Annotated in this window: 19 protein-coding genes and 1 pseudogene; 7 read left to right on the top strand and 13 right to left on the bottom strand. The window is 66.5% G+C overall.

The window, feature by feature from the left end; all coding sequences use genetic code 11:
- Positions 1–231 precede the first annotated feature (231 nt).
- Complete coding sequence (locus ENSA7_RS29875) at positions 232–1,323, top strand: serine hydrolase domain-containing protein (RefSeq protein ID WP_106092789.1); 1,092 nt, start codon at positions 232–234, stop codon at positions 1,321–1,323.
- A 247-nt stretch (positions 1,324–1,570) separates the two neighbouring features.
- On the opposite strand, the gene ENSA7_RS29870 is transcribed toward ENSA7_RS29875, so the two are convergent.
- From ENSA7_RS29870 to ENSA7_RS29855, 5 genes are all read right to left on the bottom strand, one after another.
- Positions 1,571–2,737: a PQQ-binding-like beta-propeller repeat protein gene (locus tag ENSA7_RS29870; RefSeq protein WP_146158275.1), complete on the bottom strand. Its 1,167-nt coding sequence runs from the start codon at positions 2,735–2,737 to the stop codon at positions 1,571–1,573.
- Positions 2,734–3,240: a hypothetical protein gene (locus ENSA7_RS42630; RefSeq protein ID WP_146158274.1), complete on the bottom strand. Its 507-nt coding sequence runs from the start codon at positions 3,238–3,240 to the stop codon at positions 2,734–2,736. The genes ENSA7_RS29870 and ENSA7_RS42630 overlap by 4 nt, the downstream gene beginning before the upstream one ends.
- Before the next feature lie 365 nt (positions 3,241–3,605).
- Entirely contained in the window at positions 3,606–6,533 is a 2,928-nt protein-coding gene (locus ENSA7_RS29865; RefSeq protein ID WP_106092787.1) for a hypothetical protein, read from the bottom strand.
- Between the two features lie 20 nt (positions 6,534–6,553).
- On the bottom strand, positions 6,554–8,587 hold the full coding sequence (locus ENSA7_RS29860; protein ID WP_106092786.1) for an OmpA family protein: 2,034 nt from the start codon (positions 8,585–8,587) through the stop codon (positions 6,554–6,556).
- Positions 8,588–8,815: 228 nt separating this feature from the next.
- Positions 8,816–9,718, bottom strand: a complete 903-nt coding sequence (locus ENSA7_RS29855; RefSeq protein WP_106092785.1) for an SDR family NAD(P)-dependent oxidoreductase — start codon at positions 9,716–9,718, stop codon at positions 8,816–8,818.
- 395 nt (positions 9,719–10,113) lie between these two features.
- Here ENSA7_RS29855 and ENSA7_RS29850 point away from each other — a divergent pair, with 395 nt between their 5' ends.
- On the top strand, positions 10,114–11,433 hold the full coding sequence (locus ENSA7_RS29850) for a hypothetical protein (protein WP_106092784.1): 1,320 nt from the start codon (positions 10,114–10,116) through the stop codon (positions 11,431–11,433).
- A 5-nt stretch (positions 11,434–11,438) separates the two neighbouring features.
- On the top strand, positions 11,439–12,515 hold the full coding sequence (locus tag ENSA7_RS29845; RefSeq protein ID WP_106092783.1) for a hypothetical protein: 1,077 nt from the start codon (positions 11,439–11,441) through the stop codon (positions 12,513–12,515).
- Between the two features lie 123 nt (positions 12,516–12,638).
- On the opposite strand, the gene ENSA7_RS29840 is transcribed toward ENSA7_RS29845, so the two are convergent.
- From ENSA7_RS29840 to ENSA7_RS29830, 3 genes are all read right to left on the bottom strand, one after another.
- Positions 12,639–13,130 (bottom strand): hypothetical protein, encoded by a 492-nt coding sequence (locus ENSA7_RS29840; protein WP_146158273.1) that lies wholly within the window; start codon positions 13,128–13,130, stop codon positions 12,639–12,641.
- A 344-nt stretch (positions 13,131–13,474) separates the two neighbouring features.
- Positions 13,475–14,086 carry a class I SAM-dependent methyltransferase gene (locus ENSA7_RS29835; RefSeq protein ID WP_106092781.1) on the bottom strand — a complete coding sequence of 204 codons (612 nt, stop codon included), beginning with the start codon at positions 14,084–14,086 and terminating at the stop codon, positions 13,475–13,477.
- Between the two features lie 13 nt (positions 14,087–14,099).
- Positions 14,100–15,194 (bottom strand): glycosyltransferase family 2 protein, encoded by a 1,095-nt coding sequence (locus ENSA7_RS29830; protein ID WP_106092780.1) that lies wholly within the window; start codon positions 15,192–15,194, stop codon positions 14,100–14,102.
- A gap of 293 nt (positions 15,195–15,487) precedes the next feature.
- Between ENSA7_RS29830 and ENSA7_RS29825 the strand changes: the two genes are divergently transcribed.
- Positions 15,488–16,447 carry a calcium/sodium antiporter gene (locus ENSA7_RS29825; RefSeq protein WP_106092779.1) on the top strand — a complete coding sequence of 320 codons (960 nt, stop codon included), beginning with the start codon at positions 15,488–15,490 and terminating at the stop codon, positions 16,445–16,447.
- Between the two features lie 3 nt (positions 16,448–16,450).
- Here ENSA7_RS29825 and ENSA7_RS29820 read toward each other — a convergent pair whose 3' ends face one another.
- The gene (locus ENSA7_RS29820) at positions 16,451–17,119 is read right to left on the bottom strand and encodes a hypothetical protein (protein WP_106092778.1); all 669 of its coding nucleotides are present in this window, start codon (positions 17,117–17,119) and stop codon (positions 16,451–16,453) included.
- A 97-nt stretch (positions 17,120–17,216) separates the two neighbouring features.
- On the opposite strand from ENSA7_RS29820, the gene ENSA7_RS29815 reads away from it, so the two are divergent.
- Both ENSA7_RS29815 and ENSA7_RS29810 read left to right on the top strand, forming a co-directional pair.
- Positions 17,217–19,220, top strand: coding sequence for a hypothetical protein (locus ENSA7_RS29815; RefSeq protein WP_106092777.1), 2,004 nt, complete (start codon positions 17,217–17,219; stop codon positions 19,218–19,220).
- A gap of 162 nt (positions 19,221–19,382) precedes the next feature.
- On the top strand, positions 19,383–21,200 hold the full coding sequence (locus ENSA7_RS29810) for an acyl-CoA dehydrogenase family protein (protein ID WP_106092776.1): 1,818 nt from the start codon (positions 19,383–19,385) through the stop codon (positions 21,198–21,200).
- Here the strand turns inward: ENSA7_RS29810 and ENSA7_RS29805 are convergent.
- From ENSA7_RS29805 to ENSA7_RS29795, 3 genes are all read right to left on the bottom strand, one after another.
- On the bottom strand, positions 21,187–22,104 hold the full coding sequence (locus ENSA7_RS29805) for a Dickkopf N-terminal cysteine-rich domain-containing protein (protein WP_146158272.1): 918 nt from the start codon (positions 22,102–22,104) through the stop codon (positions 21,187–21,189). The genes ENSA7_RS29810 and ENSA7_RS29805 overlap by 14 nt on opposite strands.
- A gap of 110 nt (positions 22,105–22,214) precedes the next feature.
- On the bottom strand, positions 22,215–23,234 hold the full coding sequence (locus ENSA7_RS29800; RefSeq protein WP_181234248.1) for a succinylglutamate desuccinylase/aspartoacylase family protein: 1,020 nt from the start codon (positions 23,232–23,234) through the stop codon (positions 22,215–22,217).
- A gap of 103 nt (positions 23,235–23,337) precedes the next feature.
- Entirely contained in the window at positions 23,338–23,805 is a 468-nt protein-coding gene (locus ENSA7_RS29795; RefSeq protein ID WP_146158271.1) for a hypothetical protein, read from the bottom strand.
- 197 nt (positions 23,806–24,002) lie between these two features.
- Here ENSA7_RS29795 and ENSA7_RS29790 point away from each other — a divergent pair, with 197 nt between their 5' ends.
- A complete protein-coding gene (locus ENSA7_RS29790; RefSeq protein ID WP_106092772.1) occupies positions 24,003–24,635 on the top strand; it encodes a peroxiredoxin in 633 nt (210 codons plus the stop codon).
- A 77-nt stretch (positions 24,636–24,712) separates the two neighbouring features.
- On the opposite strand, the pseudogene ENSA7_RS44350 reads toward ENSA7_RS29790, so the two are convergent.
- Positions 24,713–25,422: pseudogene (locus ENSA7_RS44350) on the bottom strand (hypothetical protein); the annotation flags it as partial.

The following is a 25,422-nucleotide window of genomic DNA, read 5'->3' as shown; positions in this document are numbered from 1 at the left end:
CCTGGCCACCACAACCTTGCTCGAGGCTCAGCTACGTGATGCTGCTCCGTCTCGGCTTTCCTGGATGACGCTGCTGGCCCGCGTCTTTCGCATCGACATCTCCGCGGCTGACACGAGCGCTGGCGCGATGCTCCCGTCGCTGGTATTTGTCGACGCATTCGTACGAGCAAGGCTCCCATCCACAGGCTCCTGACGGGCCTTCTGACGTTCACCGTGGCGAGCTGCGCAACGATGCAGGGCCGTCGCGCTCCTGTCGACTACACGCAGATCGACGCCGAGGCGCAGCAGCTGATGCAGCGCGAGAACGTGCAGGGTCTCGCGCTGGCGATCATCGAGGACGGCGAGGTGGTCCACGTCGCAGCGTTCGGTCACCGCAGCGTAGAGCGCGATCTTCCGCTCACCGTCGACACGATCATGTACGGCGCTTCGCTGACCAAGACCGCGTTCGCCTACATGGTCTTGCAGCTGGTCGACGAGGGGCTGCTCGACCTCGACGCGTCGGTCGTCGATCTTCTCCCCAAGCCGCTCCCCGAGTTTGATGAGGGCGACGACGACTACAGCGATCTGGCCGGAGATGAACGCTGGCGAGCCCTGACGCCGCGCATCATCCTCACCCACACCACCGGGTTCGCCAATTTTCGATGGCTCGAGGCCGACGAGCGCCTGCGCTTCCACCACGATCCGGGGAGCCGTTACGGCTACTCCGGCGAGGGCTTTTATATCCTCCAGCTGGTCTTGGAGCGCGGTCTCGGGCTTGACGTCGGCGCGGAGATGCAGGCCCGGGTCTTCGATCGTTTTGGCATGACCCAGACGAGCATGCAGTGGCGGCCGGACTTCGCCGCGAACCTTGCCGACGGCTACGGCCTCGACGGGAAGATGGAGCCGCATGACGAGCGCAGCAGCCCCAGCGCCGCCGGATCCATGGACACCAGCATCGCCGATCAGGCGCGCCTGTGGTCGGGCATCGTCAGGGGCGAGGGGCTCAGCGAGGCCTCGCGCGCCGAGATGGTCCGGCCGCAGGTGGCGATCACCTCGCCCTACCAATTCCCCACGCTAGAGCAGGCGACCGCGCCGGGCAACGCTGAGATCGGCCTCTCAGCGGGGCTCGGGCTGGTCACCTTTCGCGGCGCGCACGGCCAGACGTGGTTCAAGGGCGGGCACAACCCGTGGACCGGCAATATGGTCATCTGCGAGGAGGCCGGCAGGCGCTGCCTGGTCATGCTCGCGAACGACTCCCGCGCAGAGCGGCTCTACCCCGATCTCGCGCGTCGGGTCCTCGGCGACAACGGCATGCCCTGGGACTGGGAGTACCACTACGAGTGATCGGCAGAAGTCCCTATGAGTGAAGCGTCGAAGTCCCCGTCTCTTCTCCCCGAGAAACTTGGGGCAAGACCAGTTGGTGATGTCATGCACAATGTGGGCATCAAACTCGAGGCGGCGCGTCAGGCGCTGAGGGTTTGGAAGAGGTCTTCGGCCACGTCGATGAGCTTGCCGTTGCGGCGTATCCTGTTGCACACGGTAAACGCGCAAGGTGTCAGCTCCAGCATGGGGCGGAACCTGCCAATGTTCGTTACCGCAGCGCGAGTAGCTTGGTCGCCGTGGCCACGTAGATCGTTGCGTCGGGGCCGATCGCCGGCTGGGTCACGAGCCTCTCGCCGTCGGGTGCATCGAAGCTCTGGGCGATCTTGTCGTCGGCGGTCAGGATCGTCAGACGGCTGCCATGCACGAGCGCCACGCTGCCGTCGCCGAACGCCGTCGCGGCCGCAGCCTCGTCGAGGCTTCGCAGCCAACGCAGCTGACCGTCGGCGGCCGAGACCGACGCCAAGCCCCGGCCGGCGAAGACCAGCGTTCCGTCGCCGCGCTCGAGCGCGGGCTGGTAGACCTCGAAGGGCAAGCTGGTGGTCCACGCGTGCGTGCCGTCGGCCTGCCACGCGATCGCCTTGGTGTGCCAGCGCTGCGCCAGCACACGCCCTGGGGGCAGTCCGCGGCGGCGCGCCCAGTGCTCGGCCGGGACCTGGGGATCGAGATCCTCGGCGAACAGGGCCACCCAGCCAGGCACCGCAGCGCCGACGGCGTAGCCTGTGGGCGGGGTCTCGAGCTGGGTGGACGTGTTGACGCCTTGGTCGTCGGCGCCGGTCGGCTCGAACAGGTGCAGACCCTCCGCGGTGAGCACCGCGAGGCGGTTGGTGTCGTCGATCGCGGCGACGCCGTCGCCCTCGAGCTGAGCGTCCCAGACATCGTGGGTCCTGTCGGCGGCGCGGGAGCGAAGCTCGATGTTGACGACTGGTACGCCCCGCGGCGGCCCGGCAGCGACGGCCGTGAGCCAGTGTGTTGTGCTCGCGGCTACCGCGAGCTGGGTGCGTGGGTCGCCCTCGAGCAGGATCTCGATCGACGCGAGTGACCGCGACGGGCTGCCGTCCCACGGGTGTAGATCTGGACCATAGATGAGGCCCTCTGGCGTGGCGAGGGCTACCCAGCGGCCAAGCTCGTCGCTCCAGTACTGCTGGGGCGGGGAGCTATCGAGACGCAACACGCGATCAGCGAGGCAGGCGATCACGCGCTGGCCGGTCGGATCGATGATGATCGACTGAATCGGTGAGTTGAGACCTCCGCGGGCCGGCTGTCGATCTGGCGAGAAATCGATGGGGTGAAACGAGGCATATCGGCGCGGCTGGACATCGACACGGCTGCGCCGGCCTGGCTCGGCGTGTTGCGTGATGAAGCTCGGCACAGTCACTGGCTGGCTCCGAGCACGCGATACTCGATGGCGACCACGACCCCGGATTCATCGCGTCGCCGTCGATAGTCCTGGTAGCCGTCATCGCCCGGGTTGAGGTGCGGTCCACCAAGATAGTCGAACAGCGCTACGTCGGCGCGATAGATGGCCATGAAGACGGCGATCTCGTCGATGGGCGATACCCACAGCCGAGTTTCTACATGCCATACAAACAATGGGTACCCTGCGACCTCCATTTGCTTCTGAATGGGGAGGTTAAATCGTCGGCCACACCGGCCGGGAATTCGGACTTGGCATTGGCGGCCGCTCGGCACGCAGCCACCTGCGAAAATGTCGCTCGTGGACATCCATAGACCGCTCTCGAGGTCGATCGTCCACGAAGTATCTTTGGGATCCTTGTCGACGATGAGCTGATGCATTGGCTGTGCCGCGTCGATGTCAAAAGGAACACTGGCCGTGTTCTCTGCATCTCGCTGAATGATCTCGCCGTCCGACGCGGACACGAACCTCCATTGGAGATCGCTGTCGGGACGCTCGGGTGGGAACGGGATCGCTACGACTCCTAGAACTGGATCCAACAGTGGAGGCCCGCTCGCATCGAGCAGGTTCTCCAAGGGGTTGTCCGCCGCGCGATCAATCGGGCCCAGAACAGCGATTACGGGGGCCACCTCCAATGTGAGCGCTTCGGTGACGGCGCATGTTGGAAGGCCTGGCGCTGTGTCGACGTACTCGCACTCCCCGGATGTGGTACATCGTTCCCATGTCTGCGGTCGCTCCGCTTGGCGCTGTGGGCCGGCCACGGAGGTGTGGCTCGGTGCGCAGGCGAGTGCCATGGCACCGAGGCAAAGCATCGTTGTGGTTCGCCGCTTCATTTCGAAAATCGTTTCAGCGACCCTGGTGCGCGACCCAAGGTCGAGCCGAGCCAGGTGGCGAGGATGGTGAATTCATTGTCGCGCAGCGGCTTGCCGTCGTGTCGTTTCATCCATCGTTGAGGGTCCAGGGCAACGCGCAGTAGCCACGGGTCGACGTCTGGCCTGTCGATGTGCACCTTCAGTCGTTTGCCCGAGACGCTCACCGTCCGATTGTGCGCGGGGCGCCTGCGCACGGTGACCTCGACGTCAGCGTCTTGGGCGGTAGGTGGATCTGCGTTGACGATGTCGGGCCGGTACGGGTAAGGCTCGTACTCGAAACGGGGCTCGATGCGAAGGAGTACGTTTCTGTATTCGGGCGCCGCTGGAGAATGTATGTAAACTCGTGGTTGTTTCTCGCGCTGTTGGAACTCGAGCCCAAACTGTGTCATGGTGCCCCAGTCGCTCTTTGCGTCGGTCGAGTTTTCGAACGAGAACCAGTACCTGATTGTGACAACCAGTATCCCGTCAAATGGGACGCTCGAGACGCCGTCTTTGGGTTGTGCCATCATGGGCCCCGCGAGTGACTCGTCCCGACGCGCGGCGAACAGATGAGCGGAGCAGTGCCCAATGCGACCGCTGAGTACGGGTGTCCACAGTGGGCCTGACGCGTAGTCTAAGTCGTAGTCGAGTACGCCGTGGTCCGGAGTCGAGAGTTGAGGGAAAAAGGGACCGAGCTGCCCGAACCACTTCGGCGCTTTCTTGGCGCGGTGATGGCAACGCAGTAGTTCCCATGAATACCGCAAGCGTGGCAATATGTTCTTGCACATCAGCGAGATCGTCGCAAGCGCGTACGGGTATGCCTCGTGGGTGAGGAAGAATGGGGGGAGTCGTCCCGCGAGTCCGCGCGTTGGCTGTACGCGTTCGATATACTCGTCGGGTAGGCCCATCTGATGGCCGAGTTCATGGGTGACGGTGCTACTGTGGCCGGCGACGCCATCAACGCGGTCATGAGTCGGCCACGGCGCAGGCTCGAAGCTATGTGGCCTTGGGGCCGGCGCGTGTTCGGGCGTCTCATCGTCATGTGCCTTGGTGTTTGACCCGCGGACAAGATACAGGTGCATGGGGTTGCCGCCAGTCGCCCGCCCTGGTTGCGGATGCACCTGAATGGACGAGTGCGGGCCGTGACCGTCGCGGCCATCATCCGTTTCTCGACAAGAGAAAAAGTGTCGAATTTTCAGTACGGTCACCCCGTCAACGAGCCCGCCGGCCGGCACCGCTAGATACTCCTTCTTGTCAGACGGGTCGCCGTGGGCAGGGTGGCATTGATCCCACGTCAACGCGCTCACGTGGAGGAGGTGTTGGATGAGTGGCACGCCCTCCGTGTTCGCCAGATTCTGCTCCCCACGTGGGTCGTCCGGTTTGTTGTCCTCCGACGGCGCGAGGACGAACGATGAGATGTGGACCACTAGGTGGGCGAGTTTGACCCGGTAGCCTTGCCGATTATAGGATAGGTAGCGTACGTCGATGAGGTGGATCGAGGCTAGATCGCTGGTTGTGAGATCGCCGTGCAGGTGGGGCGGCCGAGCCCAGCGGGCCCCGACCCATTCTTCATTGGCACTCATCGCGTATTTTCGCTGGAAGGCAATCTCCAAGAACGCCCCACCGTAGCCAATCGCGCGCGTCACCTTCTCGATGCCTTCGCCACGCACGAATACAGCCTCCTCCCCGCGCAGCGGAAATCCGGTCACCTCGTGGGTTGACCACGGCACCAGTCCATATTCGTTCGATGCTTGATCACGGATGCCGAGATAGTGATCGAGCAGGGCAATTCGCTTGCCGTGGTACTTACCCGAGAACGTCACCGTATCGTCGAGGTGAAAACAGATCGGTTCAGCAGGATCCTGGCCCGCTGTGCGGAACTCGGCGAAGCTGCGCCGCAACTCGGCGCAGGCCTCACGGTCGCCAACCCACGCCTCCATGCCGCGGCTGCGCCACTCCTCGGGCAAGAAATAGTGCGTTCCAAGCAAGCCTGGCGCCTCGCGTTCGTAGGCGAACGAGGAGGCACCGTCCCGAGCTTTATCAAACTCATCCAACGCGTCATCTTCGAGCCGAAAACGAGCAAACCCGGGCAGGGCGAATTGATACATCAACGCCCCAGCGTTCGCCTCCGTGAGCGCGTGCAACACATAGATGCTGCCTTCAGGCGTGACGACGCTGCTGCGGCCATGGACCGCCCAGGTGTCCTGATCCACCGACGCGAGCAGCACGCCGGCGGGGATCGGACGCTCGACGCGACGCGTATGATCGTAAAACCGGAACTGCACGTGCGTCCGGAGCCACCCGTGATCGATCTGCATGACCCACGGGGCGCTGCGCGACCCGAACGGCCGCAGCTCGGAGGTGCTGAGTTCGCCGTGTGCCTCGAAGCGCTGCAAATCGGGGCCGCCCTGCGCGAAGCCCCCGCCGATCCGCGCCTTGCGACGCGTGGACCACAGCGGAATCCCCAGCAGCGGCCGGGCGGCGAACTTCGCGTACTCGAGGTTGCGGGGTTGGTCGGTCCGCAGCTCCTCGCCGGTCACCCACACGCCGGCCTCCACATCGATCCAGGCCCAGCCCAGCTCCGCGTAGGTGTTGGAGTCCGCGCGGCCCTCGAACAGGGGGATCAGCATCAGCTCCCAGGTGTCGTCGGCCGCCACGCTGTCGAGCGGCGGATCGAAGATCGTGGAGACGCCCTCGACGTCGCTGTCGGTCCCCTCGGAGAAGACCTCGCCGGAGTGGACGAGCACCCAGCGGTGCGGCGGCAGGGGCGTGTCGGATTGCGTGAGTGGGTTCCAGTAGCGCCCTTGAAGCACAAACAGCGCGCGCCGCAGATACAGGACCTCGGCGCTGCCGGGGGATGCCTCGCGCTCGGCGTGCGGCCAGGGGGAAAAGACGATGTCGGACATGACGCGGTTCCGTTCTCGGCTCAGTCGGAGGCTTCGGGGTTCTCGCCGGAGTCGGGGTCGCCATTCCAGCTCTCTTCGTCTGTTGGGGGAGGCGGCGGCGCGGTCAGGATCGCATGGATCGCCGGGAAGCGGAGCGCGCGGTCGATCGAGCTGAGCTGCGAGATCTGATGAAAGCGGGTCTGCACAAATACCGCGTACGGCCCGTCGACGTCGTCGACGCGCAGGCGATAGGCGTGGGCGTCGGGGATGTGGGTGAAGTGCAGCTCGACCATCTCGGGATCAGGCTCGGGATCAGGCTCGGGATCAGGCTCGGGATCAGGCTCGGGAGCCGGCTCGGAGTTGGCGTCGTCGCTCGGCTCGTCACGCACCCACACGCGGGCGTCGGCGCTCAGCGAGCGCGCCTGCTCGAAGCTCGGCGCGTCGTCGCCGTCGCCGGGTTCGTCCTCGGCCTCGAGCGTGAACCGATGCGGCAGCGCGTTGGCCTCGTCGAGGCTCATGAAGAAGCGAACGATGACGTCACGCGCGAGGTCGGGCCCACCAGCGCAGGGGCACGCGCTCGCTATATCTTTATAGTACCGGCAGCGATAGAACGGCCCAGCTTGGCCTTCGGGTGGGGGCTCGTCGAGGCGCGCCTGACAGGGGTTGAGCTTCCCAATTGCACACGGTGGCTCGGCCGGCGCGGCGGCCGGGTCGAAGATGAACACCACATTGCGACGGCTGGCCTCGTCGCGGCCTTCGAGCGACAGCGGATTGTACTCACCGCAACCCATGAACGGCGAGCCGCCCACGGGCACGAACCGCTGGGCGTCGACGGGCGTGCGACACACGAGCTTGGCGTACGCCAAGAACAGCTCGCGGCGCAGGTCTTTGTTCACGCTGTCGGTGTGGGGAAGCTTCGCTTGTTCGGCAGGCTTGCGCGGGTAGTCGCCGGCCTTGAAGCGTCGGATCGCTTGGGATGTTCGTGCGCCGCCGCGACCGTCTTCGGCGAGGACTTGGCCCTGGTCGTCGGCGCAGCGCAGGGCGTTGAGCATGTGTTGGAGCTCGCGGGTGCCCCAGCGCTCGTGCCAGGGCTGCTCGTTGAGCCGCGCCCGCCACAGATCATCCCAGCGCTCGAAATCGTGGGTCAGGAGGGCGAAGACGGCGTGGGCCCGGCGCTCACTGAGGCGCTTGTTGGCGAGCGCGGGGCCCGAGAGATCGGTGTGGCCAAAGATCATGGCCTGCTGCCCGTCGTCTTGCTGCAGCTCCTGGGCGACGGCCGCGAGCGAAGCCACGCCCGCGCTACGCACGAAGCTGCGGCCAAACGCAAAGGTCGTGGCTTCGACCTCGCGGCAGGCGAAGCGCGGCGCGATCACGAGGATCGCCCGCTGCTGGTCACGCAGCTCGACGGGATCGAACTCGCCGTCGAGCTGCTCGACGTGGACGGGGGTGTGCTGGGTGCTCGCGGGGATCTTCGCCTCGCGGCGGGTTTGCCAGCGGGGGGTGAGCGCGTCGCGGAGTTCGTCGTGCGAGACTACGCTGACGCGCGCGACCGGGCCGGCGCCGTGCTCGAGGCGGGCGACGCCCTCGGCGTTGGTGCGCAGCTCGTGCGAGAGGCCGCGTGCGACGAACTCCACGCGCAGCTCGGGGAGCGGCTCGCCGATCTCGTCGATGATCTGGACCTCGAACCAACTGGGCTCGACGTCGTCGCTCGGGAGCGGGGTGGGCTCGGACGCGGGCGGGAGCACGCTGATGTCTTCGCCCTCCGGCAGCTCGTGGCTCAGGCGCGAGAGCGGTCGCGGGCGCGCCACCACGACCAGGCGACCGCGCAGGATCGCGGACTCGAGCGCGCGGCGTAGCTCGGACTGCGTGCTGGGCCGTCCCGGCGAAACCAGCCCGGCCACGACGCGCGACAAGGAGCCCGCTCTGTGCGGGTCCGTGAGGGCCCGACGGGCGATGGCGATCGCCTCGCTCGCCGACAGCGACCGCTCACCTGGTGCAGCCGGCGTCTGCGAGAGCCACCGCGTCTCGCCAGGCCCGTGCTCCAACATGATCTCGGCTGGCGCGCGGCGAAGCACGGCGCGAGGCTAGCACGCGCGGTCGTTGGATCGGAGATTTCCTGGCGATAGGATGCGTGCATGGCTCGCTCCTTGTCATTCGTGACCATCGCCATGTCAACCAGTGCGTGTGGCGACGGGCTGCCGAGCGACCAGGGCGGCGGTGCGCCCGAGGCCACGCGCGAGGATCTGCTCGTGCACAGGCGCGCGCGCCATCCTCTGGATACGCCAAGACGTGGCCACGCGCGCTCAGTGCATGAGCCGGGTCGTCAGCGCGCCGTCGACCATGAGGTTGACGCCGCTGATCGAGCGAGCCAAGTCGCTGACGAGGAACGCGACGACCTGGCCGATCTCCCGTGGGGTCGCGATGCGCCCCGTCGGGATGATGCTCAGGACCCGGGCTAGAGACGCCTCGGGATCCGGTTCGGAGTCGAGCCAGGCGCGGAACAGGGGGGTGTCGACGAAGCCGGGGCTCACGGTGTTGACGCGGACACCTCGGGGACCCAGCTCCTGGGCCAGGCTTCGCGTCATCGCAGCCACGCCCCCTTTGGCGGCCGCATAGGCCGTCATTGTCGCAACCGTCATCACCGAGTGGACACTAGCGATATTGACCACGCTGGCATCCTCGGCGGCCTCGAGCAGCTTCAGGCATGTCCGCGTGACCAGGTAGGGGGCCCGGAGATCGACGGCCATGAGCTGGTTCCAGTCCTCCGGTTGCGTCTCACTGATGCCACCGAAGTACGCGACGCCAGCGTTGTTCACGACCGCGTCGAGGTGGGGGGTGGTGCTCGCCAACCGATCACCGAGGGCTTCGACGGCTTCGACTTCGCGGAGATCGAGCTCGATGAACTCGGCCGACCCCCCGGCGGACTCGATGGAATTCACGACCGCGCGTCCAGCCGCAGCGTCGACATCCACCCCGATCACGTGACCGCCGGCTTCGGCGAGCACCGCCGCGATGCCGGCTCCGATCCCCATCGCCGAACCCGTCACCAGAACTCGTTTTCCCCTGAGATCGAGCTTGATCATACGGGGGGTGTAGCACGGGCATGCGCCCTCGTGCCGACGGTCTTCTCTGACCAGATTCCGCGCGCTTTTTGATGTGCACGCCGGGGATCGCAACTGCCCGCAACACATCCAGCCGCGGTACACGGTCGAGGGGCTGCTATTGTGGTCGACCGGCGACTCGCCAGGAATGCTCGGCGCACCGCGCGGATGTCCGTTGAGGGTGGCCCGCGAGCATGCGGGGGGCTCGAGTGACGACCGGTTTGGACTCACGCCGCCAGGCACATCTGTGGCTGCTCGTCCCGCTGTCGAGTCGGCGCTGACGCTGCCTCCGCATGAGTGAGCACGCGCGAACTGTCCAACTTGTAGGGCGGCAGAGATCGAGCGGTAGCGACGAAGGGTCGGGCTCGGAGTTAGTCGCCGCCGACACGAAAACGTTGCCACCAACACAGTCGGATATCCCGAGTAGACCCTGCGTGTGATGACCACTCACGCTCACGCCAATCTCCACGAGGTACTCCTCGCCGCTCCCCTCGCCGTTTTTGGCGATCGCAGGTTGCAAAGACCCGTATACCGAGGACCCAAGTACGGTCGAGTGCAACCCGCTCGAGGGCGGCGAGAATGAAGGCGGGGAGTGTCCCCCTCCCACCGAAGCGACCGCTGGGGACGAGACCGACGGGCTCGAGACCGGAGCGGGCGACACTGGCGGCGACAGCCCCAACCAGATGGCGTCCGACCAGTGCCAACACAACCCCTCCGGTTCAGGCGATATTGGCATCCAGTACCAGTGCGCAGGAGAGCTGCATACCAGCCTCGACTTCTCACTCGAGGGGAAATCGTGCGTCGACCTGCTCGGGGCCGGGTGGTGCGAGCAGAGCAACTACTTTCACGAAAATGCCCAACCCTACGCGGCGGCCGAAGTCATCGCGTGCTGCGGCGAGTTTGACTATCAAAATGCAGACAAGTACAAGAGGTACTGCGCATACGACGTGTATCAGCAAGTCTGCATCACGCTCGCCGAGCGTCTGCAAGCCGGCGTCAACGACGGCTCGTTCGGTGTGTTCGCCAAGAAGGTCGCGCCGATCCAAGTATGGATTGCCCAAAACTACTCGGCGTGCTTCGACAGCCTGCTGGCGAACAATTCAGCGGAGCTGCCGCAGGTCGTGTCGCACTGGACGCTCGGCGACTTCGGCGACGTCCACGGTGTCGTTCTCAATATCACGGCCCCCACCAAGATCGACGGCGTGAGCTTGCCGAACGACGAGAGTGAATGGATCTCGTGCACCAACGCGCAGGGCAACAACGATCAGATCTTCGAGGACGGACACACCCCCAACGGCGGCGTCTTCGTCGGTGTCGACCTCGCCGTTCCTCTCGACGCTGACCTCGTCGGTCCGTCGATCCTCGGCGGAGCGGTCACGGCGTCGGCGAGCTTCGATGCTGCGTGCGGTCCCCGTGGTTGCCCGGCCGCCGCGTTCTCGTATGACGCCAATGGCACCGAGTTCACCATGGAAGAGTTCGACGTGTTCGACGACGACGGCGTGGTGATCACCAACGGCTTCGCGTCGCTGGTCGCGGAGCGGGTTCAGGTGCGTCTGTGGGGCCAGGCACCCGGGTACGAGGTGATCGATCCGGCCACGGGCCGAGTTTTGGGCTATGAGGTGCCTGCAGGGGCCGCGCACTTTGTGGTCGCGGGTGTCAACGCCCAAGGATCCAACCGCTTCATGGCCTCCAACTCGACCGACATCTGGATCACCAAGGACCACGGGTCTTGGGGCCTCGACAGCTTCGATGTCGAGTTCGAGGACGGCAGCGGCAATGCGTGGGTGATCACGTTCGGGGACAGCCGATGGGACGACTGAGCGCGATGGGGGTGGCGGGAGTCGTCGTGATCTCGCTCGGCAGCAGCGGGTGCGCGGAGGACGAGCCGAACTGGCTGTTCCAGGGCGAGTGGATTGACATTGACGGTCGTGATCGCACCGCGGACGAGACCTGTGGGGGGACCTTCGCATACGTCGACGCCTACGCTGGTGCGCTTGCGGTGGAGTTCGGCGTGACAGATCACCTCGGGCAGTATCGGTGGTACTCATCCGAACAATACGCCGCTGACCTCCCGTGCGGCGAAGACGTCTTCGCGTGCTTCCTCCCGAGTGACCAATGCGTTCACTCGCCGGTGCTCCCGTTTGACCATGAAGTCGTCCATATGGCGACGTTCGCAACGGCGAGCTGCCCACGCGTCCTCAGTGAAGGACTGGCCGTGTTCTATAGTGACGCCTTCGGACGCGACGCGAAGACCAGCAGCTTCGACCGGTTGGTGGCCATCATGCAGACTCCTAGTGAGGCCCGTGAGTACGGGATGCTTGGCCGGTTCGTGGCCTACCTCGTGGAGCGCTTTGGGCTGGAAGCGGTCCTCGATGTCTGCCGGATCACGGGTCCATACCCGGATGGCCCAGCCCTGTCTGCGGCCATGAAGTCGGTGCTCGGCATGACGACCAAGGAGCTGCTCGCGGACTTCCAGCCCGAGCTCGGTTCGTCCTGCAACCGGTTCCGGGACTATCAGTCGCGCGTGTTTGCGTGCGGGACAGCACAGGCAGCGCCCGACCTTGGTCTGGTCAGCGTCGACGGTGAACACACGATTGACGAGACCTTCACGCTGGACTGTGCGAACGACATGATGGTCGGCCCGCTTGGCGATGAGATGTGGCTCCACCGCCGCTTCGACATTGATGCTGACGAGATCTATGTGCTGGGGATGTGGGGCGAAGATGGCGAGGACATATCGGGGGTCGAGATGACCGTGGCGAAGTGTGAGCCCTGCGGGCACCTGCTGACCGAACCAGGTGAATTCATCGGTCCGCAGGACTTTGAAGCGGGTCGGTACGCATTGGAGCTGCGCGCGCCCGCTGACTTTCGCGGCCGCGTGCACGTGAAGTTCACGCACTGAGGTGCCCAGCGGGAACCGTCGTCTCGTACCAGGTTCGCGCGAGTGGAGCGAAGCGACCAGACGCGGGAGCGGCTGCAGTCGGCGAAGTGCCAGACTCTGCGTGGGGGTCATATACCTGCCAGCTCAAACCCGCGGTGGCGCGATGCGAAGCCCACCAGGCCGCGAGCGAAGCGGCGCCGCCACGGGCGGCGGCCCAGTCCGCACCCAGTCAATCGCCTCGCCCTCCGTCAGGAAACACCCCCCACAAATCGGCGCATGCAGGCTGATCAAGTGCTGCACCCGCGCCGCGTGGATCAGATCAGGACCCACGATCGCACAGATCCGCAGCCCCCGTTGCTCGAGCTCCGCAAGCAGCAACCCCGCAGCTTGGGCGGCGACTCCCCCAAGCCGCTCGGCATCACGCAGATCGAGCACAATCGGTCGCAACCGGTGCGTGGTCGAGATGCTGCGGATCGTCCGTAGCAGGTGCGCCCACGTCCGCACCGGATCTTCGGTCTCGCGCCGCAGCGCGACGTGCCAGTTGTCAGCTTCCCCCTCGACGAGCCGCCAGCCCGGCCCGCGAGCCATCATCTGCGTCCGCCGAGCGAGGGGCCGCGCGCGGATCGGTGCCGACACGGGGCGGGGGCGAGCAACGACTGGGCTGAACATGCTCAGTTGTGTGCCACGGGCACCACGGCCGAAGTAAGCCTGCGCGGGTCCGCCAGCGCGTGAGCGTGGCGGCCGGCTTCGCGATGGGGTCTCGCGCTGATCTTCCCAACCTCGAGCCTGGATCGTCGCCGAGCCCCGACGATCGATCGGGGTTCGCGGTGATGTGACCCCAGCGTCGAGTCGGGAACCACTGGCGAAACGATCGCGCGCGTGTCCGTCGGCCCAGGGTGCTTTGTGCACGCCGAGGGTCACAAACGCAGCCCACCCGCGAGGATGGCCGCTCGACTCACGAGGATTCGCGGGGAGATCGCTCAGCGCGAGCGCGCGAGCGCCATCGTCCACGGGAACACCTGCGGCATCGTGATGATGTCGAAGCGCGAGGCGACGAAGCGCGAGAAGCCTTTGCGGCCCCAGTGGTTGACGTGGTCCGGATCATTGCCGAGCCGCGTGAGGTTCTTGCCGCGCATGAAGTTCAGCCCGCGAAACACAGGCTCCCACGGCACGCTGAGCAGCAGCCAGCCGTTGCTGAGCTGATCGAGGATCGGCAGCATCTGCTCGGGCTCCCGGATGTGCTCGAGGACCTCGAGCATCACCACCATGTCGAATCGGCGACCGTCGGCGGCGAGCTCACGCGCGTCGCGGTGCTCGATCGTGGCGCGGTCGCCGAGTCGCCGCTTGGCGACCTCGACGGCGCGGCTGTCGAGCTCGACGCCGTTGAGCTCGGCGTCGATGTTGGCGTCAGCGAGGGCGCTGAGCACGTAGCCCTCGCCACAGCCAAGCTCGAGGATCGTCGATGGTTGGGCGCGACGGATCAGCTTGATCGCCTGGGCGTGAAAGTTGTCGATCAGCGCGCGCTGGATCGGGTTGCGGCTCTCGTGCTTGCGCTGGTTCGAGCTGCGCTCGTCGAGCTGGGGCGAGGACATGGTGGGGGCTCTCTCAGTCGCCAACGTGTTCGGGGCTGATGATCGGGATGTCGTTGCGCGTGGCCGCGGCTGGATCGGGGCGTGGCGCGTCTTCGCGGGTGACGATCTCGGCGGAGGCGTTGCTGGCGGCGGCCGCGTCAGCGATCGCCGCTGGCCGGCCGCGGACCGCCTCGCGGATCGAGTAGATCTCGCGGGGCGCGACGGTGGTGCGGACCAAGAGCTCACCGAGCAGGCCAAAGCACACGAACTGCAAGCCCATGATCGTCAGCAGCAGACCCAGGGTCAGCAGCGGGCGGGTGCCGATCGGCTGACCGATGAACCACAGCACCGACAGGTAGACCAGCAAGCCAACGCCAACGCCGCTGAGCGCCATGCCGGGGACGCCGAAGAAGTGCAGCGGGCGGGTCCGGTACTTGGTGACCAGCAACACCGTGAGCAGGTCGAGGATCCCGTCGAAGAAGCGCTTGACGCCAAACTTGCTGACGCCGTGCTTGCGCGCCCGGTGGTTGACGACGAGCTGCTCGATCCGGAACCCCTTGGCGCCCGCGAGCACGGGCAAGAACCGGTGAAAGCCGCCGTAGACCGACAGCTCGCGGATGCACTCGATGCGATAGGCCTTGAACCCGCAGTTGAAGTCTTGCAGGGGGATGCCGCTGAGCCGACGGACGATGAAGTTGAACACCTTCGAGGGGAAGGTCTTGCCGATCGGGTCGTTGCGGCGCTTCTTCCAGCCCGAGACCAGGTCGGCGCCCGCGTCGATCCGCGCGACGAACTCGGGGATCATCGAGGGGTCGTCCTGCAGGTCCGCGTCGAGGGTGAGCACGACGTCGCCCTGCACGCGCTCGAACGCCGCAGCCAGCGCTGGGGACTTGCCGAAGTTGCGGCGGAAGTGGATGACGTGCACGCGTGGGTCGCGGGTCGCGAGCTCGTCGAGCTTGGCGTCCGAGCCGTCGCGGCTGCCGTCGTTGACGAACACGATCTCGTGACCGCGTCCGATGCGATCGCACGAGGCGGTGATGCCCTGGTAGAGTTCCTCGAGCGAGTCGACCTCGTCGAACACCGGGACGACCACGGAGATACCGGGTCGCGCTGCGACGCTGTCGCTCATCGGCCGGTGGATAACACGTCGGGCGAGACTTGGAAGCAGGCCAGCCGCGCGGCGGGTATCGAGCGGCGCAACAGGCCGTGATCAGGCCGAGATGGGGGCCGAGGCGTGCCCGGTGCGTAAGCTCTCAGATGCTCCTGGGCCCAGAGCGGGGCGCAGACGCGGTTGAAAGCGACCACGACGAGCGCGCGAACGCCACTGGACGGGTCGCGGGCTCACGGCAGGTACGTGGCGTCTGATCAGCGCCGTCGCGGGTGGGGTCGTGGAGCGGGGGACATCGCGTATGCTGACACCCCGTGGACGTCGTGCTTGCCGGAGTTGCAGTGGTGGTCGGGCTCGCGGGCCTGGTGTTCGGCGCCGATCGGTTTGTGTTTGGCGCGTCGAGCCTCGCGCGTCGGCTGGGGGTCTCGCCGCTGTTGGTCGGGATGCTGATCGTCGGGTTCGGGACCTCGGCCCCCGAGATGCTGGTCTCGGCGGTCGCGTCGGTCGAGGGCAGCGGTGGGATCGCGCTGGGCAACGTGGTCGGCAGCAACATCACCAATATCGCGCTGGTGCTGGGCGTCAGCGCGGTGATCAAGCCGATCGGGCTGCACCGAGACATCGTCCGCCGCGAGCTGCCGGTCGTCATCGGCATCACGACGCTGGCGGCGTTGTTGTTGATCGACGGCGCGCTGACGCAGATCGACGGCGGGGTGTTGATCGCGCTGCTGATCGTGTTCTTGATCCGCACGATCCGCACGGGCCGCGCCGCCGAGGAGGTCGAGGACAAGGACAAGGAGCCGGCGGTCGGCTATGGCCGCGCGACCCTGTGGCTGGTGATCGGGCTGGCGCTGCTGATGGCCTCGTCACAGGGGGTCGTGTGGGGCGCGTCGACGATCGCCCGGATCCTCGAGGTCAGCGACCTGGTGATCGGCCTGACGATCGTCGCGATCGGCACGAGCCTGCCCGAGCTCGCGGCCACGGCGGCCGCGGCGTTTCGCGGCGAGCACGAGATGGCGATCGGCAACGTGCTGGGCTCGAACGTGTTCAACCTGCTCGCCGTGCTGCCGTTCCCCGCGTTGCTAGACCCCGGCGAGCTCGAGCCCGGGCTGCTCGAGCGCGACTACGCGGTGATGGCCGCGCTGACAGTGCTGCTGCTGGTGTTCTCGTTCGGGTACGGCAAGCAAGGCCGCATCAACCGGGTCGAGGGCGGCGTGTTCATCCTGATCTACGTCGGCTACCTGACGATGCTGGTGATCTCGGCGTCGGGCGCCTAGCTCTTATCCACAGTTGACGCCGTTGACGACGACCGCGCTGGTCTTCCAGATCGTCGTGGCGGGCGGGTCGCTGTTCATGTCGAGCTCGATGTCGAAGTTGAGCGCGCAGGGGTAGGTCATCAGGGCGTCGTAGCCCGCCACCGAGATCTTCCCGGTGCCCGCGTTGGGGAAGTGCATGGGGTTGGCGTTGTCCATCGGGCAAAACCCCTGCTGCCAGCTGTAGACCTCTTCGATCTGCCATTGATCGGGCATGTCGATGTCGAAGTCGTCGAAGCCCACCGGGCTGTAGATGACCATCCGCGTGCAGTTGGGCTCGTCGATGTTGGTTCGGGTGATCGTGATGCGGTCGAAGTCACCGGGCATGATCACGGCCGAGTAGGTCGAGGTGTCGACGTCGCCATCGCCGTCGCCGTCCCCGGAGTCGCCATCGCCATCGCCGTCGCCGTCGCCGTCGCCGTCGCCGTCACCAGGGTCGCCGTCGCCGTCCCCGGAGTCGCCATCGCCGTCGCCGGGATCGTCGGTGGTGCTGGGGTCGCCATCGCCGGGGTCGGTGTCGCTGGTGTCGACGTTGCCGTCGTCGGGTCCGGTCTCCGCCGTCCCGTCGTCGCCGCAGCCGAGGGAGAGACCAACAAAGGACGCCAGCAGGCAAGTAAGCGCAGTCGAGCGGGTCATGGGCGCGATTCTACCGCAACTGCGAGGGCGCGAGAATCTCGGTGCCACGCGCGGGTGCCAGTCGACACCAGACGGCGGACTGTTACGATGCGCGCGCATGTCCGAGCGCGACGAGAACGACGAGACCAAGCCGGCATCGGCGGCCACCCCCGCCAAGCCCGCCAAGCCTGCGGCCGGCCTGTTCGAGTCGCAGTGGACGTACCTGCTGCTGGTCCCGATCGTCGTGGTCGTGTGGCTGGTGTTCATGCAGAGCGAGAAGAACGCCAAGCTCGCCGACGTCGCACCGAACGCCGACACGGTCGCCCAGCAGCCGCTGCGCGACGCCGACCAAGACGCGCTCGCGGCCGCGTTGGCCAAGGCCTGGGCGGGTGAGGCGGTCGATCGAAGCACGCTGCCGCCGCGCCTGACCGAGCCGGGCCAGGCCGTGTACATCGCGTTTCGCGAGGACGGCAAGCGCCTGTATCAGCTGTGGCGCGCGCCCTCGCAGGTGAGCGTGACCGAGCCGACGATGTGGGACGTGACCTTGCAGGCGCTCGAGGACGGTCGGCGTGGGCTCGGCGACCGGGCCAGCCGGGTCAACCGGCTCGAGATCAACCTGAGTCACTCGTACCGGGTTCACGACTACGCCGACGCGGCCCAGCGCAAGCTGCTGCTCGACGAGGACCGCCACAAGATCCCGCACCACATGGGCATCCGCGGGCTGCGGGTCACCCACGCCGACAAAGAGAAGATCTACGCGCCAACGTGGTTCGTCTCGCAAAACCGCAAGGTCAACAAGCAGCTCAAGCTGATCCGCAACGACTGGAACCTGACCGAGGAGGCGTTCGAGACCTCCACGTTCGAGACCTTCGAGGCCGATCAGGTGTTGGTCCGGCTCGACAGCTCACCCGCGCAGGCCGTGGTCATGACCCGCGGAAACCGGGTCGTGGACATTCGAGAGGTGACCCAGGCCAGCACCGAGGCGCTGGCGACGGGCATGGCCAACTGGCTGATCAACAACGTCCACGAGGACGGCCGCCTGACCTACCACTACTTCCCGAGCCCCGAGAAAGAGGACAAGAACAACAACATGATCCGGCAGTGGATGGCGACCAACGCGATGGTTCGCTGGGCCCACGACCGCCAGGATCAGGCCGTGTTCGACCTGGTCGAGAAGAACATCGACTACAACCTCGCGCACTTCTTCCACTATGAGCGCGACCGCCAGCAGGTGACCTTCACCGAGCTCGAGCCGGTCGCGCCCGACGTGCTGGGCATCATCGAGCACAACCGCAAGACCAAGCTCGGCGGCCTCGCCCTGGCTGGCATGGCCATGTGGCTGCACCCCAAGCGCGAGAAGTGGGCCGACGAGATCGCCGCCCTGCGCCGCACCGTGGACTTCTTGTGGCACGAGGACGGCTCGTTCACCAGCTTCTACAAGGGGTCGGACAAGGAGTACTTCAACTTCTATCCGGGCGAGGCCATGCTGTTTTGGGCCACGATCTACGCCGACACCAAGGATCCGGAGATCCTGCGCAAGTACAAGCTGTCGTTCGAGTTCCACCGCAAGTGGCACCTCGACGAGGCCAACCGCAACCCGGCGTTCGTGCCCTGGCACCTGCAGGCCGACTACGCGATGTGGAAGGCGCTGGGCCCCGACGAGCAGGCGTTCAAGGACGAGCTCCAGGCGTTCTGCTTCGAGATCGCGACCTGGCTGGTCGACAACATGCAGCAGTGGGACCCGGGCGAGTTCGTCTACCCCGACGAGATGGGTCGCTTCTACGCGGTCGCCAAGGGCTGGGGGGTGCCCCACGCCAGCTCCACCGGCGTGTATCTCGAGGGCCTGATCGACGCGTGGCAGCTCGCCCGCGACGTGGGCGACGACCAAAAGCGCGAGTTCTATCGGGTCAGCATGCTCCGAGGGATCCGCAGCATGATGCAGCTGCAGTTCGTGGACGACGTCGACATGTTCTACGTCAGCGATCGCAAGTACGTGGAGGGCGGGATCCGAACCACGGTGTTCGACAACCGGATCCGCTGCGACAACGTGCAGCACCCGATGATGGGCATCATCAAGATCGTTCGGATGTTCGAGGCCAACGAGTACTCGGGCGCGGACTGATCCTCGACCGGGCGCGTCACGCTGTTTGCGCTGGTTCCCCCGCGGCCCCGGCCGGCTGCGCGCGGCAATCGCATGCTGCGCATGCTCACTATTCTAACGCCGTAGCTGCCCGAATTCGCCCGGCTCTGGAAAAGTTGGCGATCGAGGAGTACACCCCGAGCCGTGAGCAGCACCGCGTTTACCTTCGATACCGAGGACGTGTTCTTCACCTACTTCGACCAGCTGCGGATCCATGAGCAGCTCGTCGAGTGTGAGAGGTACGCCGACTTTGACCAGGACACCTACCAGACCACGGTCGAGGAGGCCTACAAGTTCGCGCGCGACGTGTTCGCGCCGCTCAACGCGATCGGTGATCAAACCGGCTGCACGCTCGACGCCGAGGGCAACGTGACCTTGCCCGAGGGCTACAAAGAAGCCTGGGATCAAATGCGCGAGGGTGGCTGGACCGCGCCGCGTGCCGACCCCGACTACGGCGGCTCGGGCATGCCCTACGTGATCGGGGCGTTCCTGAGCGAGGTCATGTCGGGCGCGAACATGTCGCTGCAGATGTACGTGGGCCTGTCCTCGGCGGCAGCCCGGGTGATCAAGAACCACGGCCCCGAGGGGCTCGCGCGACCGGTCGCCGAGAAAATTTTTGCGGGTGAGTGGGGCGGGACCATGTGCCTGACCGAAGCCGACGCTGGCTCCTCGGTCGGTGACAACCGGACCAAGGCCGTGCCCAGCCCCGATCAGTCCGACGTGTGGCTGCTCGAGGGCGAGAAGATCTTCATCACGGGCGGCGACTCGAACCTGGTCGAGAACATCTGCCACCTGGTGCTGGCGCGCACGCCAGGCTCGCCCGAGGGCACCAAGGGCCTGAGCTTGTTCATGGTCCCCAAGTTCTGGTTCGACACCGAGACCCTCGAGCTGCAGGACCGCAACGGCGCCCACGTGCTCAAGCTCGAGCACAAGATGGGGATCAAGAGCTCGGCTACCTGCGTGCTGGGGATCGGCTCGCGCGGCCCGTGTCGCGGGTGGATGGTCGGCAAGGAGCGCGAGGGCATCCGCCTGATGTTCGACATGATGAACGAGGCCCGGATCGGCGTGGGCGTGCAGGGCCTCGCGGCCGGCTCGGCGGCGTTTCAGTACGCGCGGGCCTACGTGCACGAGCGCGTCCAGGGCACCTCGCTCAAGCACCTGCGCGATCCCAACGCCAAGCGCGTGCCGATCGTGAACCACCCGGACGTCCGGCGCATGCTCATGAACCAAAAGGTGCTGGTCGAGACCATGCGCTCAATGGCCTACCGCCTGGCGCTGAGCGCTGACATCGCCGAGTCGCACCCCGACGAAGACCGCCGCGCCAAGCTCCACCGTCGGGTCGAGCTGCTGGTCCCGGTCGTCAAGTCGATGTGCACGGATCTCGGCTTCGACATCGCGGTGACGGCCGTGCAGATCTTCGGCGGCTACGGCTTCACGCAGGAATTCCCGGTCGAGCAGCTGGTCCGTGACGCCAAGATTCAGTCGATCTACGAGGGCACCAACGGGATCCAGGCGCTGGACCTGCTCGGTCGCAAGATGCGGATGGAGGGCGGCCGCCTGTTCATGGAGTGGATGCAAGACGCCAAGGCCGAGATCGAGGCCGCGCAGGTCGAGGGCTTCGACGCCCAGGCCACGGCGCTCGGCAAGGCGATCGACGCGGTCGCGGCCGCGGCCATGCACATCGCCGGGGTCGGGCAACAGGACATCGACGAGGCCATGCTGCAGGCGGTGCCGTTCCTGCAGGCGCTCGGCTACACGGTGCTCGGGCAAGAGGCGCTGGATCAGGCGCGGGTCGCCAAGCGCAAGATCGCCGCGCGAGGCGAGACCAACTTCTTGAAGGGCAAGCTGCTCAACCTCGACTACTTCACCGCCACGTTCTTGCCGCAGGTGACCGCGACCAGCAAGGCGATCCGCAACGGCGACACCAGCTGCCTCGACCCGTCGCTGTTCACGGCCAATTGATCAGGTTGCACACGGCCGGTTGATCGGCCGTACAGATGTTGCTGACACACGAGGCGTCGACCGGGCACACCGCGTCGGCGCCACATCCGTCGCCGAGCTCTCGTCGCGGCTGGCAGGTGAAGTCCTTGCCGCCGTCACAGTAGTTGCCCGGTCCGCACAGGAACTGATCGAAGCAAGGCTCGCCGGTGGTTGGCGCCGAGACGCACGTGGCGGTGGACTCATCGCAGATCAGGTCATGCGACGAGAGCCCGCACAGGTAGTCCTGGGCGGGGTCGCAGGGGTCGCCAGCCTGAGGCACGGCCACGCAGGTAGGCTGGCCCTCGCCGTTCCAGGCGCAGTAGCTGCCGGACTCGCACGGCAGCGTCTCCCACTGAAGTTCACACACGCCGCCGATCGGGACGGGCAAGGTTGGGCTCTCGACACAGATTTGGTCGATGCACGCCAACCCCTCACGACACGGATCACCGATCCTCAGGCGAAAGCAGTTGGCGCCAAGACCCAAGTTGCCTTTGACGATCGGGCACACGCGTGGGTCGTACGAAGACTGGCGCTGGGCCACGGTCGGACCGTGACACGCCCACTTCGTCCAGGTCTTGGAGAGCTCGCCCGCACACTCGGCGTTCCAGGTCGCGCCATCCGCGAGCATCGTGTCGAACTCGATCTGAAGCTGCTCGGTCTCTCGTTCGACGCAGTCGGCTTGATCCAGAAACGCAGCCGTGTTCGCGCACGCGCACTCGAACAGGTCGCCGCAGATCTGCTCGGCCATCACCTGGGCAGCGTCCTCGGCCTCGACCGGCACCGCCGGCAGATCCTCATCTTCGCCTGGCTCGGAGGTCGTGGGCTGACAGCCAAGCAGCAACACCACGCCGAAGCTCACGCACGTCGAGACAAACAATTTAGGCATGCCAAAGCCTACCAGAGCAGACAGCCCCGCACGTGCGCCACCAGCCGCGACGTCTCACTTGAAAAATCAGGCGCCCGCGTGATCGAACCACCGCGTTCGCGGCACAGTGACTATTCGTCCCAGGGGACCAGCTTGCCCAGGTGCACGATCCGGGTGCCGATCGGGGCGACCGGGTCGGCGGTCTTGCCGATCACGATCGCCTTGAACGGCGCCTTGTACTCGCCAACGATCTCGCCAAACAGGTTGACGATGTGGGCGATCGGCTGGCCCTTGCGCACGCGGGCCAGCAGGTCGGGGAACACCTCGAGCAGCCCGCCGTGCTCGCTGTAGACCCAGCTCGACTCGTTGCACAGGGGAGGGCGCCCGCCCAGGCCGAGCGGACGCGAGAGCATCTCGAGGTGACGCGCGATCCGGCGCAGGCCCTTGGTCGCGCGCAGCACGATCTCGGGCTGCAGCACCTGCGGCGCGCCCAGCTCGAGGGTCACGCAGGGGATCCCCAGCGCTCGCGCGGCCCCGCGCAGGGTCTTGGGGCTCGCGGGCTTGTTGACGATCAGGTCGGGCCTCGCCGCGATCCCGAGCTCGACCGAGGCCGGGTCCTCGAGATCGACGCGAGCGTAGACCGGGTTGGTCCGACCCGGGCCCGCGGTGTGGAGGTCGACCAGGTAATTGACGTGGGTCAAGAACTGCTCGCGCAGGCGCATGATCACCAGCTGCGAGTCGGTCCCGCCCGTCTTGCCGGGGAACAGGCGGTTGAGATCGCGGGCGTCCGAGAACCCGCGACGGCGCAGCAAGAAGCCCGGGATGTTGACCACGCTGATCCCGACCACGGTCCCGCGCAGGCGCTTGGGGTCGAGTCCGTGGACAAACCGATGCACCGCCGGGATCCCGTTGAGCTCGTTGCCGTGGATCGCAGCCGTGATCCCCAGCACCGGGCCTGGCTCGGCGCCCTTGACCACGAGCACGGGGATCCGCAGCTGCTGGCCCGCCGGATCACGGAACAGATCCAGGTGCAGGTTGTGCCGGGTCCCCGGCTCGAGCGAGTCGAGGTCGAGGCTCGACACGATCGTGGGCGGGCCGGAGTGCTTCGGCAGACTCGGGGGCTCGGCGGTCAGGGGCGGGGGCGTGCTCACGGCTCGCATCCTAAGCATTGTTCAGACCCGCCGTCGCCTCGCCGCTCGCCTTGCTCGGCTTCGCACGCTCGCGCTGCGAGGGCGCCGAGGCTCAAACCCGCCGCTACTGCTGGAACACGCACACTTCGAGGCCGACCTCGTCGGTGCAGATCATCCCGCTTGGGCACGCCTTCGAGCCCGAGCAGTCGAGCACGCACACGCCCTCGTCACCCGGGATCAGCGACGAGCACGCGACCTCCGCCTCGCCGTCGGCGGGTGGCGCCCAGCAGTCGCAGGTGTCGGAGCAGCGGCGTCCACACACGGCGATCGAAGGCGCGTTCTGGTTGTCCACCACACACAGCTTCGGTCCGTCGGTCATGCACGCGTCCGTGCCCGGCCCGCAGTCACCAAACACGCCGGGCGGCGGCGTGCACTCGCCATCGCCGTCACCGTCACCGTCACCGTCGCCGGTCGAGTCTGTCTCGGTCGCGGTCTCGGTGCCGGCGTTGGTGTCCATCGCGTCGTCGCTCGCACACGCGCCCAGCCACACGAGCGCGGTCAGAACTCCAGCAAGGCTCCGCAGGCTAGTCATGACCACAGACTATCAGCGTGGCGGTCAGCGCTCTACGCCCGGCGATCACTGGCCGACTACGGTGCCCAAGCTCACGCAAAACTCTCCGGCGATCGGGCCGCCGGCTTCGCTGAAGCCGCCCGGCCGACGCGTTATGCTCCGGCCCCGCCAGCTCCGGCTGGAGCGGCGGCCGACCCCGCAACCCTCAGGAGACAACCATGGCCATTCGACTCGGCGACACCGCCCCCAACTTCACCGCCACCACCACCCAAGGCGAGCTCAACTTTCACGAGTGGCTCGGCGACTCGTGGGGCATCTTGTTCTCGCATCCGAAGGACTACACCCCGGTGTGCACGACCGAGCTCGGCGAGGTCGCCCGGCTCAAGCCCGAGTTCGATCGACGCAACGTGAAGGTGGCCGGGCTGTCCGTCGATCCGATCGAAGACCACCACGGGTGGGCCGGCGACATCGAGGAGACCCAGGGCACGGCGCTCAATTTCCCGCTGATCGCGGACCCCAAGCGCGAGATCGCCAACCTCTACGACATGATCCACGAGAAGGCGAACAACACGCTGACCGTCCGCTCGGTGTTCGTGATCGCACCAGACAAGACCGTCAAGCTGACGCTGACCTACCCCGCCAGCACCGGTCGCAACTTTCAAGAGATCCTGCGGACGATCGACAGCCTGCAGCTGACCGCGAACCACCAGGTCGCGACGCCGGTCAACTGGAACCATGGTGACCGGGTGATCGTCGTGCCGAGCCTGAGCGACGCGGACGCCAAGCAGAAGTTTGGCGAGTTCGAGACGGTCAAGCCGTACCTGCGCTACGTCCCCGATCCGACCGCTTGAGCGACCCAGTTCTCGCTCGTGAGCCCCCTGCGCGCCTTCGCACAGGGGGCTCTCGAGTTGTCCGTGCGCGGTTTGGCTCAGCGGAGCCGAAGCGTGTAGACGTGCCCGCCGCCCTCGTGGGTCGCCGGGAACTCGATCTGATAGACCCGCTTGACGACGCAGCGACCGAGCTGGGTGTCGGCGAGGCCGCCGACAACCCGGGCGAAGCTGACCTCGCCGGTGGGCGCCACCTTGAGTGAGACCTTGAGCGTGCGACGCATGCGGGTGTCGAGGCAGCTGGCGACGATGTCGTCGCGGGCGTCGACCATCGCCTCGCGGAAGTCCTTGTCGCTGAGTGACTGGGTCTTGGGCCGGGTCGGTCCAGGCGCGGCTGGTCCGGGCGGGAGCGCAGCGGCGAGGGCATCTTCGACGCTTGTGGGGGCGGTCCTGGGCGCGGGTGTGTGTGGGTCGGGCTCGGGTTCGGCAGCGGCTGGTGAGGGCGCTTCGTTGGGCGCGTGAGCGGGGCTGGCCTTGGCGGCGTCGCTGTCGTTGTCGTCGAGCTCGGCGAGCTGGTCTTCGCCCGCCTCGCTGTCGTCCGCGAGCAGCCGCCACGCGACGAACAACAACAGGTCGAAGCAGAGGAAGCTGATGATCGCCAGCTCGAGCTTGCCGAACCGGCGCTTGGCGGGCGGCGGGGGACCGAGCGCCGCGCCAGTCGACGGCGACAGCGGGACGACGACTGTCTGCGGGGGCTCGGGCGCGGGTGCCGTGGGCTGGCTGACGATCGCAGCTTCGTGAGGCGGGGCGG

The sequence above is a fragment of the Enhygromyxa salina genome (assembly GCF_002994635.1).
Taxonomy (GTDB): Bacteria; Myxococcota_A; Polyangia; order Nannocystales; family Nannocystaceae; genus Plesiocystis; species Plesiocystis salina_B.
This window is presented reverse-complemented; position numbering and strand designations above follow the sequence as displayed.